The following is a 12,040-nucleotide window of genomic DNA, read 5'->3' as shown; positions in this document are numbered from 1 at the left end:
GGATTCCTTGGGGTCAGTGGTAGTAGGCGGGGCCGCGCAGGTTGGCGTGGTCGTCCGGCAGCAGGGGCAGGTTGGCTTGAGCCAACGGCAGGTTTTCCAGCCCCTGGCGCAGGATCGATTCGAGGCTCTTGTAGCTGCACGCGCCGAGGCTGAGGGCGCGACGGCAGGCCAACTCCAAGCGCACTTCGCCATGGGTCTTGCCCAGGCGCAGGATGCCCAGGCAGGCCCGGTAGCCCTGCTGCGGATGGATGCGCCGTTCGAGGATGTGCCGGATCACGCCGGCCGTGTTCGGCCCGGTCTGCTCGGCCCAGCGGATCAGCCGCTGCGGCGTCCACTCGGCATGCTCGCGATGGCTCTTGGGCATGTGCTCGGCCTGCGTGCTGTGCCTGCCCTTGTGCATTGAGCGAAGGTGACTGGCCACCCGCTGATTGGCGTGGAAGCACTCCACCGTGCGCGCTGTCAGGCGTACTTCCAGTTGTTTCTTCACCAGTTGGTACGGCACCGAGTAGTAGTGCCCATCGACCTCGACGTGGTAGTCGATGTGCACCCGCGCCTTCTTCCACTCGGCGTAGACGTAGGGTTGCTCCGGCAGGGGGCGCAGCGCCGGACGATCCAGAGCTTCGAAGGCCGACTGCCGGGAGCCCGGCAGCTTGCGAAACGGTCGTCGGTTGAGCCGCTCCAGCAATAAGGCGATGGCGCTGTTGAGTTCATCCAGGGAGAAGAACTGCCGATTCCTCAGCGCGGCGAGGATCCAGCGCTCGACCACCTGCACGCCGACCTCGGCCTTGGCCTTGTCGCGCGGTTTACGCGCCCGCGCCGGCACCACCGCCACGCCATAGTGCTCGGCCAGATCGCGGTAGCTCGGGTTGATGTCCGGCTCGTAGCGATGGCTCTTACTCACCGCGCTGCGCAGGTTGTCCGGCACCACGATCTCCGGCACGCCGCCGAGGAAGGCAAAGCAGCGGGTATGCGAGCCCAGCCAGTCCGGCAGCTGCTGCGACCAGGTGGCTTCGGCGAAGGTGTAGCTGGACGCACCGAGCACCGCGACGAACACCTGCGCCTGGCGGATCTCGCCGCTGTGGCGGTCGATCACCGGCACCGTCTGCCCGGCGTAGTCGACGAACAACTTCTCGCCGACGCGGTGCTCCTGGCGCATCACCACGTCCAGCTTGCCCTGCCAGGCCCGGTAGTGCTCGCAGAACCAGCTGTACTGAAAGCCTTTCGGCTGGCTCAGGCGATACTCCTGCCAGAGCAGCGCCAAGGTCACGCCCGGCCGGCGTAGCTCGGCATGCACCCAAGACCAATCAGGCAGTGGCCGCTGCTCGCTGGGCACTGCCGGCGCCGGTGGGAACAGCTGCTGTTCCAGCTCGGAATCGGACAACGAACAGGGCCAACTGAGGCCGCTGGCGGCAAAGCGGTTGAGGTAATCGCCGACGGTGACACGACCGATCTGCACGCTGACCGCAATCTGGCGAGCCGATAGCCCGACCTCGAACTTGAGACGAAGTACTTCGCGAATCTTACGCATGGATAAACGCTCCACGACGACCTCTCTGCTTCGAAAAAGAGGTCGATGGTAGTGAAGAAATCCTGCGTAGCTGCCTACCCGGTTGGGTGGCCGGATGGCCGTGGAATCAGTGGTCGGATACGCGTGGAATGGGTGGCCGGATCACCGTGGAATCGGTGGTCAGATGCTCATGGAATGGGTGGCCAGATGACCGTGGAATCCGCAGCGGTATCGTCGGCTACAACGTGCAGACGGCTGTCGATACGCAGCACCATTTAATAGTTGCTCATGAGGTCACCAACAGCGGTTCCGACCGTGACCAACTCAGCTCAATGGCGAAGCAGGCTCGTGAAGCTGTCGGCGCAGAAACGCTGTCCGTGGTGGCTGACCGAGGCTACTTCAAGGGTGAAGAAATCCTTGCCTGTCACGACGCAAACATCACGGCCTACGTGCCTAAGCCAATGACTTCAAGCGCCAAGGCTGATGGCCGATTCAACAAAGATGCCTTCGTGTATGACTCGACGAAAAACGAATACACCTGCCCGGCGGGAGAGGCACTGATCTGGCGATTCTCCAGCGTTGAGAAAGGCATGAATATGCACTGCTACTGGAGTTCAAAGTGCCAGAGTTGCACGCTGAAAACCCAGTGCACGCCAAGCACAAATCGTCGAGTAAGGCGCTGGGAACATGAAGCTGTGCTGGAGGAAATGCAACGCCGGCTGAACCAAGCACCGGAGATGATGCGGGTTCGAAAGCGGACTGTTGAGCATCCATTCGGGACGCTCAAACAATGGATGGGGGCAACGCACTTCCTGACTCGAAAACTGAACGGGGTGAGCGCAGAAATGAGCTTGAATGTGCTCGCCTATAACTTGAAGCGGGTGATGAAAATCATCGGCACCGAAGGCTTGTTGAAGGCGATGGCGGCGTAAAAGCCCGGCTTTTACTGCCCCAAAGAGGTGCCAAAGCGCTTCATACGCGCTCTGAAGCGTTACCGGCGCTGATCCTGGTAAATAATCGGGAAGTCGCCACGCCCAGGAGCAATGGGCTGAAGCACGCACGATAAGAAAGAGTTTTTACACACTCTGGGCCAAGAGCAGCCGTCGGATGTCTACGAAACTAAGGGTGATTCACCGTGTATCAGTCCGATCAGTTGTCGAGCATTGAGTTCGAGAGTCCTTGCTACCTCACCCGCTGGCACGTCCCATGCCTGAGCCAGCAGCTCAGCCGTTTGGCCTGAGCTCCACGGCATGACTGTGGCACCATTGACCTGGGCGAACGGCCCGTCGCTTTCAGGAACCACGCGATCACGAGGCAGCTTCTTGGCAAGCGCCTTACCAGATGCCGAGTTGAACGCTGCCGGCCCGACGCTGAACCAGCATCCCATATCTGAGGAGGACTTAAGCTCAGCAGCTGTACCCGTAAACCAATGGAGAACTGCTGTACCAAAACCCGGGTGGTCATCGAGAGTCGCCAGCACGTCTGTCACGGCCTGGCGCGAGTGAATGCTAAGCACGCGCCCACCGACGCTGGCGCATTGCGCGACCACAGCAGTGAACACTTCACGCTGAGCGTCGAAGCTGTGCTTGAACCGTTTGGAACCGTCCAATCCGACCTCCCCGACAGCAGATATGTACTTGATCTGCTCAATCAAAGTGTCGAGTTCAGCGTAACGCTCATGGACGATTTCCGGATGCAGTCCCGGCGTAATGAGCACATTTTCATGACCGCCAAGCACTTTGCTGGTGGCGGAAAATGCACGGGGGCTGGTGGTTACCAGCCAGGTGAACATGTTCCTTTCCACCGCTTGCGCGAATACCTCCCGTGCATTGGGATAGAGGTCGAGATGGCAGTGAAAATCCATCAAAGCAATCCGTCTCCGGTCAAAAGTGCCTCCAGCTCATGGATTCCATTGGTAAGCACAGATCGATACTGAGATCGTTCAGGAATAGGGGCAAACGCTAGTGATGCTCCCAGGAACCTGTCGATACCCCTATCTCGCGCCGTAAGTACCGCCAATGCTACAGCCATTGGATCATCTGGCCCGCTGGATTTGCCGCTGCCTACCAACCTTGGGAAGACGTAGCGGGTTGCATCGACTCCTGATGTCCAGGCACCGAAAGCAGCCCTGCGAATCATACAAGGCACGCAGCGACCGCAGTGAGTTCGATTGTACGTACGAAATCGCCCGCAGCTGGTCGTGTCGGACGCTAGCGCTTGTAGGCGCGGCTGATCAAGGCACTCATTCATCATCTGCCCTTTGGTCTTGAACCGGTAGGGCAAGTCCAGCTGCACCGAGACGCCAATACCGTCGAGAACCTGCTGCAGTTTGTTGATGAACAGAGGGTGAGTCGTGCGAGTACTCAGACTCGATACTCGCCCAGGAACCAGTGGAGGGTTCACGCAAATGAATCCGTTTTCTGGGACGTGAATTGTCGGGCGCGCGGCACCGAGCCTGGATGCGGCCAGCACGGCGAAGGCATAGAACGCCAGTGAACGACCACGCGTCGACGGTTCACGCGGGCCTTTGAAGCTGATTCCATGACTCCACTGATAGTGGGCTGTTGCCGCTGACCGAAAACTGACCCAGTAGAGGCTGTTCTGCCGACTGAAAACTGACCCAGGTGTTCAACTGCTTCTGCTCAATTTTTGAGCAGGAGAACACAGGGTGATCAGTATGGAAATGATGGGCAAAATTCGCCGGATGTATTTCCGCGACAAGCTGTCGCTGCATGAGATAGCCAAGCGCACCGGGTTGGCGCGCAACACGATTCGCAAGTGGGTCAGAGCACCTGAGGCCAAGCCGCCGGTCTACCAACGCCGCGCGATCTTCAACAAACTCAGCCCTTTTCACGCCACGCTGGAGCAGGCGCTAAAAGCCGATTCGCTGCGCCCCAAGCAACAGCGGCGCAGTGCCAAGGCGCTGTTGGCGCAAATCAAAGCCGATGGTTATGACGGTGGCTACAGCCAGCTCACCGCGTTTATCCGTGCCTGGCGAGGGGGACAGGACAAGGCGTCGCAGGCCTTTGTGCCACTGACCTTTGCTCTTGGCGAGGCGTTTCAGTTTGACTGGAGCGAGGAAGGCTTGCTGGTCGGCGGCATTTACCGGCGTATGCAGGTGGCACATCTGAAGCTGTGTGCCAGCCGTGCGTTCTGGCTTGTGGCGTATCCGAGCCAGGGCCATGAGATGTTATTTGACGCCCATACACGCTCGTTCGGCGCCTTGGGCGGCGTGCCGCGCCGGGGCATCTACGACAACATGAAGACCGCCGTCGACAAGGTCAATAAGGGCAAAGGCCGGGCGGTGAATGCACGCTTTGCGGTGATGTGCGCGCATTACCTGCTTGATCCGGACTTCTGCAACGTCGCCGCTGGTTGGGAAAAGGGCATCGTTGAAAAGAACGTGCAAGACAGCCGCAGGCGTATCTGGCTAGACGCCCAGGACTGCCAGTTTCACTCCTTCGAGGAACTCAATGCCTGGCTGGGCCAGCGCTGCCGCGCGCTTTGGAACGAGCTGACGCACCCTCAATACAGCGGTCTGAGTGTGGCCGAAGTGCTGGAGTTGGAGCACGCTGAACTGATGCCTGTGCCAGCGCCATTCGACGGTTACGTCGAGCGGCCTGCGCGGGTCTCCAGCACCTGCCTGGTCAGCGTCGGGCGCAACCGCTACTCGGTGCCGTGTGAGTACGCGGGTAAGTGGGTCAGCAGCCGTTTGTATCCGACGCGAATCGAGGTGGTGGCTGACGACGCGCTGATCGCCAGCCATGTCCGCTTGCTGGATCGCGACCAGGTCAGCTATGACTGGCAGCACTACCTCCCGCTGATCGAACGCAAGCCCGGTGCGCTGCGCAACGGCGCGCCCTTTGCTGATCTGCCGGCGCCGCTGCGTCAGCTTAAGCACGGTCTGGGGCGTCATGCCGGCGGTGACCGGATCATGGCGCAAGTTCTGGCTGCCGTACCAGTCGCCGGGCTCGATGCGGTGCTGGTGGCTGTTGAGCTGGTACTGGAAAGCGGCAGCCTGAGCGCCGAACACATCCTCAATGTCGTGGCGCGCCTGGCCGCGACCGAACCACCACCCAGCGTCGAAACCCACTTGTCGCTCAAGGAAGCCCCCGTCGCTAACACGGCGCGCTACGACCGCCTGCGTGGCCAGGCCGAGGAGGTCGGTCATGCGTGATTTGATGGCGGAACTCAAGGAGCTGCGCCTGCACGGCATGGCCACGGCCTGGGCGGAGTTAACTGCTCAGGGTGAGTCGAACACAGCCTCGTCCAAGTGGCTGCTCGAACACCTGCTGGAACAAGAGCACACAGATCGCGCCATGCGCTCGGTGAGCCACCAGATGAACATGGCCAAGCTGCCGATGCACCGCGATCTGGCCGGCTTCGACTTCAGCGCCTCCAGCGCCGACGCTCGCTTGATCAGCGAGCTGGCCAACCTGAGCTTTACCGACACCGCGCAGAACGTGGTGCTGATCGGTGGCCCAGGCACCGGCAAAACCCACCTAGCCACCGCGCTGGCCGTGTCCGGCATCACCCGGCACGGTAAGCGCGTGCGCTTCTACTCCACGGTCGATCTGGTCAATCTGCTGGAGCGCGAAAAACACGACGGCAAAGCCGGGCGGATCGCCCAGGCACTGCTGCGCATGGATCTGGTCATCCTCGACGAACTGGGTTATCTGCCGTTCAGCCAGGCTGGCGGTGCGTTGCTGTTTCACCTGCTGTCCAAGCTGTACGAACACACCAGCGTGGTGATCACCACCAACCTGAGCTTCGCCGAATGGTCGAGCGTGTTCGGCGACGCCAAGATGACCACCGCCCTGCTGGATCGGCTGACCCACCACTGCCACATCGTCGAAACCGGTAACGAGTCCTATCGCCTGCAACACAGTAGCTTGGCGGCCCAGGCCAAGATCAAATCACGGGAGCGAAAGCGTAAGGGCGGCCAGGAACCGGAGGACGATGAGTCGTTCTGATTTCATGGCGACGACGGCCTGCTACATGGCTGCGTGTGGCAGGTCTTAAACAACTGAACTGGGCTAGCGAAGGAGTGGGGGCAACAGCAGCTGCGCTGGTAGACTTATCCACAGTTGCTGGTAACAAAATCAGCAATCCGCCCTGGGTCAAATTTCAATCGGCAGGGTGGGTCAATTTTCCATCAGCGCCAACAGCGCAGATCGTCTAGCGTGACAACCATCGGCGTTTCCACGGCGGGATCGCTCAGTGCCTGTGCAGTGGGACCGCTGCGAGAGAACGCATCGGCCATCAGCTTGCCGGCCATTTCCTGAGGCGTGACGTCAGCCATCTTGACCTCCCGATAGGCCCCGCTCTGCCCGGCGCAGTTGTGCCCAGGCATTCTGGCTTGCACGGCGATCGCTTGCCGTCGAGCTGGTGAATATCGGTGGCAGGCCCGTCTTCACGAATTTCAGGTGGCCTCCGGATGTGCGACAGACGCTCCAGCCATCATCCAAGGCGAACTCGATCAGCGGTAACAGCCGATTGTGGCCACGGCACAGGTCATGGACGCTCGACATGGCTTCGCCTCCTGTCGATCCGGCCGGTCACCTGGGCAAACTGCTCCTGCCAATGCGGGCAGAGTTCGGTTGCCAGGGTACGCATGGTCTCCAGCGCCGCGGGTGCCTGACGCCCGGACGGGCGCCGGTGTTCGATGCGATGTACCGGCTGGCCTGCTGTTGCAGCACGAGAAAATGCCTCGATGGCCGGTACTTCAGTACGCAGAATCTGGATCTCGTTATGTTCACGGAAGATGAGGCGCAGCGTTTGCTGGACCAACCTGGCGCTCGACGAAACGGCCGGAACGCGGTTGATCAGCAAATGCAGCGGTGGCGGTTGGATGCCCAGGTAGCGGTAAGCGGCGATTGCGTCGACAAGTTGGAGCGTGCCGCGCCGAAGTTCGCGGGCTGCCAGAATTTCCGGAGTGATCGGTGACACGGCGAAGTCAGCGGCGAGCATGGCCATCTCAAGTAAAACGCTGCGGGCACCTTGTGTGTCGATCAGCATCACGTCGTAATGTGGCTGGAACAATGACAGCAGGTTGCGTAGCCGCAAGCGTCCATCCGCTGCGTGCAGCAGCAATGTTCCCAGTTGCTGGTGCTCGTCATTGGATAGCACCACATCAAGTCCCTCGATGATGGTGTGCGAAACCAGGTGCGGCAGTGTTCTTTCGTTGAATGCCAGCAGCTCGTAGATGCCGTTCGGGGCACGGCTTGCTAGCTCGTAGTAGGACGACAGCGTGGGCTGACCATCCAGATCGAGCAGGAGCACGCGCTTGCCTGCGTCAGCGAGGAAGCCTCCCAGGTTGGCGGAGACGGTCGTCTTGCCAACGCCGCCCTTGGTCGAAATGATGGCGATCACTTGCATGACTCGCTCCTCTTGGGCAGTGGAGCGATGTCAAGCGCGCTCTTGGAGGCGTTCGGTAATCCATTGGTCGATTTCAGCTGAATCCCAGCCGACAGCGCGGATACCTAGACGTAAGGCCTTGGGAAATTTTCCGTCCTTCATCAGATTGTAAATATGTGCGCGTTTGAATCCAGTTTTGGCTTCAACTTCTGCGCGACGCAGAATGCGTCGATCCGCGATAGAGAAGGTGTGCTCGGTGGACATGGTGGTCACTCCTTTATGCTTGGTAGCACTCGTAGGCGTGACTCGAGTAGATGAGCCACACTGCATGTGTGCACCAAAGAATCGGATCTTGCTGACCACCGGATTCATCGGAGAGCGACTGCGTTCGCTGATCCGATTTCTACTAATCTGAGGACATACCACGTCAAGCTGACCCGTACGCGTTCCATATTGGTAAAGTATTTGGAGCGATCAAGAGCAAAAGGCACACTTAACCTCTGGAAGACCGACGAGCGGAAGCCCCAGTATTTTTTTGTCATGCCGGTGACAGAAAATGTCATGTGCATAATAAGCTTTGTTGTGGTTAGAGCTGAGTGGTGCGGTGCCGCACTCGTAGTGCGTTGTGGCTGGTGTTAAGTCTGGACTCAGCTGACTTTTACAGTCAGGGATCTGACGAAAACAGTAGGGCTCTGGTTGCTGGCACGGAGCCATACGTCTCATTTTGAGAAAGGTTTAGCAAATAGTTGGTGCTGCACCAACTTGCAGGGCTCGCGTGATGAACCTAGCCAGCTCATCCGATGGAGGCTTGTCTAGCATGGCAATGACGGTCGCTGTGCTGGGTACGTCGTCGGTGACAGGGCGTATGATGACGTCAGAGTGCTTGTACAGGGTGGCCTGCGACGACAGCCCTACGCCAATACCGTAGCCTGCTGCCACAAGCATCATCATGGGTTCGTGACCTGAAACGTATTCGGCGACGTTAAGTGATGGCAATGTGGGGGCGCAGAACCAATTGCGAATGACATCGTGCCCGCCCGAGCACCGTTCAGGATGGCAGAGAATCAACGGATGTCGGGCAACCTCGCGAAGCGGTATTTTATCGAGAGAAAGAAGTGGGTGGTTCCGAGGGATCGCGATAGCAGGACGATCTGTCCAGACCACTTCCTTGATGAGCCTACTACCGGGCTCAGTATGCACAGTGAAACCAGCATCAATCTGGTCGTGGTCTAGGGCTTTGACCATTTCGCTGACAGTCATCTCTACGATCTTTATCTCTGTGAGGGGCTCTTCCTCACGACAACACGCCAATAACCTGGTCAGTCTTGGCTGTGCAAGGTTATCGGCTAAGCCGATACGCAACCGACCACGAAATCCTCTTGCTGCAGCATGTACTCGTGCTCGTGCTCCATCCATGCGCATAAGCACATGGCGTGCTTCCTCCTGAAATACCTCTCCAGCCCAGGTCAGGCGAATACGCCCTTGGATACGATGGAACAGGCGGGTTCCTAGCTCTGACTCCAGTTCTTTGATCGCCCGCGAGAGGGGGGAAGGCTCAATATGGACTCTGGTTGCAGCCCGCGAAAAGCTCAGTTCTTCGGCCACAACCAGGAAGTAGCGCAGGTGACGTATTCTCATACCGTAGCTGCCTTACCGTGTCGTGAGTTTGTCCAAAGGTACAGAGCGCATCCTTCGCAAATCGGACCATTGGTCAGTTTTTGTTCTTACAAGTCAGATAGTGAACCAGACAGGAACGGGCGTAGACAATTCGCACGGGTCCCTGTCGATGGGAGTAGCATTGTCAGGATTGAGCACTACGTCCCAGTTGGGGTGGTGGCGATGGGGTTGGAGGGGATAGAGAATTGGACCTGTACCTGCAGTCCATCATGTCCGGGCGAAGGCGCCAGGCTGCAGGAAGCCAGTAGCTGTCTGTGAACTATCTTGGAATAAAATTGGCGTGGGGGTTGCCTGCCTGCCCAGATAAGTCCATACTTGTGTCCGCTAATCAAACAGCGGAATCGGAAACCCCTTTTAAATCAAAAGGTTGAAGGCTAGGCTCTAGTCTCGTTTCCCGCTCCAAATTCTCTTCGCGGCTTCTTCAGGCCTGCGAGGAATCAAAAAAGCGACCTAAGGGTCGCTTTTTTCGTTTTGCGTTCTCGACATTCACCTGGATAGCGTCAACGGTTCGCTACGGCCCAGGCCGGCGTGCTCGCCGAGGCTTGCGGTATCGATCGGTCGACAGCGGCTTGCTTCAGGTGTACTTGGTGAAAATGCTGCGCACGCGTTCCAGGGTCTCGCCGGTATCCTGGGTCTGATCCTGCAGCGCTTCCTCGATCAGGCACGTCAGCATCAGCCGGTAGGCCTTGTCCAACGCACTGCGCGCAGCGGAGAACTGCTGAGCGATCGCTTCACAATCCTCCCCGCGTCTGATCATCGCCTGAATGCCGCGCACCTGCCCCTCGACTCGCGCGAGCCGTTTCAGCATGGCCTGCTGCTGAGTCTGCAGTTCCGCGGATTCAGCGGCAGTGGTCTGGTCATTCATGCGTTTACCTCGAGATCACGAAAGAAGAACTGGCGGGTGTTCCGGTCGCTTGGCCGAGTGGCCTGTATACGGGTAGGGGCATGCTAACGATGACCGCGAGCACGGCCAACTTCTTTCGCTGACGGCTTGCCTTACATTATATAAAAAAATATATTGTATTCATCTTAACCGTACTGGTGACCGTCTCATGACGCCCGAGCTGGACATCGAACAGCTGCGAGCCAATGCAGCCTCCGCCGGCGCCTTGCTCAAGGCCCTGGCCAACCCGGATCGCCTGCTGCTGCTCTGTCAGCTGTCGCAAGGCGAGCGCAACGTCTCCGAGCTGGAACAGCTGCTGGGTATTCAGCAGCCCACATTGTCGCAGCAACTGGCTGTGCTGCGGCGCGAGGGGCTCGTTGCGACTCGCCGTGAAGGCAAGCAGATCCACTATCGAATCAGCAGCCCTGAGGCGCTGGCGGTAATCACGACCCTGTATCAGCTGTTCTGCGAGAGAGGTCAGGCATGACGATCGATTGGATCAATTTCACGCCCTGGACGGCGCTGGCCGGTGGCGTCCTGATCGGCGCGGCTGCTGGCCTGTTCGTTGTGCTCAACGGGCGTATCGCCGGAATAAGCGGTTTGCTTGCGAGCCTGCTCGAACGAGGTGCCGAAGGGCGCGGAGAGAAAGCGCTGTTTCTTCTCGGCATCCTGTTGGCACCACTGTGCTGGTTGCTGATGGCAGAGTTGCCCGCTGCGGAATTCCAGACCAATTGGCTGGGGCTGCTGGCTGCCGGGCTGCTGGTGGGTATCGGCACCCGCTACGGTTCCGGCTGCACCAGCGGTCATGGGGTCTGCGGGATCTCGCGCCTGTCGCCGCGCTCCATCGTCGCCACCTTGGCGTTCATGGCTGCTGGCTTCGCCACGGTCTTTGTGCTGCGTCATCTGCTGGGAGGTTGAACATGCGCAAGTTGACGTCATTCGCCGCCGGGCTGCTGTTCGGGATGGGGCTGCTCCTCTCCGGCATGACCAATCCGGCCAAGGTCATCGGTTTTCTCGATCTCGCCGGTGCCTGGGATCCCTCGCTGGCGCTGGTGATGGTCGGTGCCATCGCAACGGCAGTGCTGCCTTTTACCTGGGCGAAGGCGCGCACCCGTTCGCTGCTCGACGCGCCGATGCAGTTGCCGGCCAAGCGGAAGCTGGATGGTCGCCTGATTGGGGGCAGTCTGTTGTTCGGGGTGGGGTGGGGCGTCGCCGGGATCTGCCCCGGGCCGTCGATCGCCATGCTGTTGGGCGGGCACTGGCAGGTCGTTGTGTTCGTGTTCGCCATGCTCGCTGGAATGCTGTTGTTCTCTGCGCTGGAACGCCGGCGCGCTTGCTGACCGGGAGGTCATTATGAAAGCCAATGTTGGAACCATTGATCGGACACTGCGCATCATCGTCGGCCTGGCGCTGATCGCCTTGAGCCTGGCCGGCGTGATCGGCGTCTGGGGCTGGATCGGCGTGCTGCCGCTGGCCACGGGTATTTTCCGTTTCTGTCCGGCTTACACGCTGCTCGGCATCAAGACGTGCAAGAGCTGCAGCGCCAAATCCTGACGTGTGTTTGAAAAAGAGGCCGACGATGATGTCGGCCTCTTCTTGTTTATCGAGGGTGCCGA

At 59.4% G+C, this 12,040-nt stretch carries 14 protein-coding genes and 1 pseudogene; 7 read left to right on the top strand and 8 right to left on the bottom strand.

Annotation, left to right across the window (positions count from 1 at the left end):
• Positions 1–13: 13 nt before the first annotated feature.
• Entirely contained in the window at positions 14–1,528 is a 1,515-nt protein-coding gene (gene istA / locus PSTAB_RS12240) for an IS21 family transposase (protein WP_013981288.1), read from the bottom strand.
• A gap of 194 nt (positions 1,529–1,722) precedes the next feature.
• On the opposite strand from istA (PSTAB_RS12240), the pseudogene PSTAB_RS12235 reads away from it, so the two are divergent.
• Positions 1,723–2,439, top strand: a pseudogene (locus PSTAB_RS12235) (transposase); the annotation flags it as partial.
• Between the two features lie 179 nt (positions 2,440–2,618).
• Here PSTAB_RS12235 and qatD read toward each other — a convergent pair.
• A complete protein-coding gene (gene qatD, locus PSTAB_RS12230; RefSeq protein WP_013983154.1) occupies positions 2,619–3,371 on the bottom strand; it encodes a Qat anti-phage system TatD family nuclease QatD in 753 nt (250 codons plus the stop codon).
• 813 nt (positions 3,372–4,184) lie between these two features.
• Here qatD and istA (PSTAB_RS12225) point away from each other — a divergent pair.
• Both istA (PSTAB_RS12225) and istB read left to right on the top strand, forming a co-directional pair.
• Entirely contained in the window at positions 4,185–5,684 is a 1,500-nt protein-coding gene (gene istA, locus PSTAB_RS12225; RefSeq protein ID WP_148263437.1) for an IS21-like element ISPst3 family transposase, read from the top strand.
• Complete coding sequence (istB, locus tag PSTAB_RS12220; protein ID WP_013983152.1) at positions 5,677–6,480, top strand: IS21-like element ISPst3 family helper ATPase IstB; 804 nt, start codon at positions 5,677–5,679, stop codon at positions 6,478–6,480. The genes istA (PSTAB_RS12225) and istB overlap by 8 nt, the downstream gene beginning before the upstream one ends.
• Before the next feature lie 182 nt (positions 6,481–6,662).
• Here the strand turns inward: istB and PSTAB_RS21740 are convergent, their stop codons facing one another.
• The 6 genes from PSTAB_RS21740 to PSTAB_RS12200 all read right to left on the bottom strand — a co-directional run bounded on the left by PSTAB_RS21740 (position 6,663) and on the right by PSTAB_RS12200 (position 10,406).
• Positions 6,663–6,809, bottom strand: coding sequence for a hypothetical protein (locus PSTAB_RS21740; protein ID WP_013983151.1), 147 nt, complete (start codon positions 6,807–6,809; stop codon positions 6,663–6,665).
• Positions 6,802–7,038, bottom strand: a complete 237-nt coding sequence (locus PSTAB_RS21930; RefSeq protein WP_080564986.1) for a hypothetical protein — start codon at positions 7,036–7,038, stop codon at positions 6,802–6,804. Before PSTAB_RS21930 ends, PSTAB_RS21740 begins: the two co-directional genes overlap by 8 nt.
• A complete protein-coding gene (locus tag PSTAB_RS12215; RefSeq protein WP_013983150.1) occupies positions 7,022–7,885 on the bottom strand; it encodes a ParA family protein in 864 nt (287 codons plus the stop codon). The genes PSTAB_RS21930 and PSTAB_RS12215 overlap by 17 nt, the downstream gene beginning before the upstream one ends.
• Before the next feature lie 30 nt (positions 7,886–7,915).
• Positions 7,916–8,128, bottom strand: a complete 213-nt coding sequence (locus PSTAB_RS12210) for an AlpA family transcriptional regulator (protein WP_003289333.1) — start codon at positions 8,126–8,128, stop codon at positions 7,916–7,918.
• A 471-nt stretch (positions 8,129–8,599) separates the two neighbouring features.
• Positions 8,600–9,502, bottom strand: a complete 903-nt coding sequence (locus PSTAB_RS12205) for a LysR family transcriptional regulator (protein WP_041771756.1) — start codon at positions 9,500–9,502, stop codon at positions 8,600–8,602.
• A gap of 613 nt (positions 9,503–10,115) precedes the next feature.
• Entirely contained in the window at positions 10,116–10,406 is a 291-nt protein-coding gene (locus tag PSTAB_RS12200) for a metal-sensing transcriptional repressor (RefSeq protein ID WP_013983149.1), read from the bottom strand.
• 187 nt (positions 10,407–10,593) lie between these two features.
• On the opposite strand from PSTAB_RS12200, the gene PSTAB_RS12195 reads away from it, so the two are divergent.
• From PSTAB_RS12195 to PSTAB_RS12180, 4 genes are read left to right on the top strand one after another with little or no spacing between them, the layout of a single operon-like run.
• A complete protein-coding gene (locus tag PSTAB_RS12195; protein WP_011913642.1) occupies positions 10,594–10,911 on the top strand; it encodes an ArsR/SmtB family transcription factor in 318 nt (105 codons plus the stop codon).
• Complete coding sequence (locus tag PSTAB_RS12190; protein ID WP_013983148.1) at positions 10,908–11,342, top strand: YeeE/YedE family protein; 435 nt, start codon at positions 10,908–10,910, stop codon at positions 11,340–11,342. Before PSTAB_RS12195 ends, PSTAB_RS12190 begins: the two co-directional genes overlap by 4 nt.
• A 2-nt stretch (positions 11,343–11,344) precedes the next feature.
• Positions 11,345–11,764, top strand: a complete 420-nt coding sequence (locus PSTAB_RS12185; RefSeq protein ID WP_013983147.1) for a YeeE/YedE family protein — start codon at positions 11,345–11,347, stop codon at positions 11,762–11,764.
• Positions 11,765–11,777: 13 nt separating this feature from the next.
• Positions 11,778–11,978, top strand: coding sequence for a YgaP family membrane protein (locus tag PSTAB_RS12180; protein WP_013983146.1), 201 nt, complete (start codon positions 11,778–11,780; stop codon positions 11,976–11,978).
• The last annotated feature ends 62 nt before the right edge of the window (positions 11,979–12,040 follow it).

This window comes from Stutzerimonas stutzeri, assembly GCF_000219605.1.
GTDB classification, from domain to species: domain Bacteria; phylum Pseudomonadota; class Gammaproteobacteria; order Pseudomonadales; family Pseudomonadaceae; genus Stutzerimonas; species Stutzerimonas stutzeri.
Note: the sequence above shows the minus strand (reverse complement) of the source record. Positions and strands in the feature narration are given on the sequence as shown.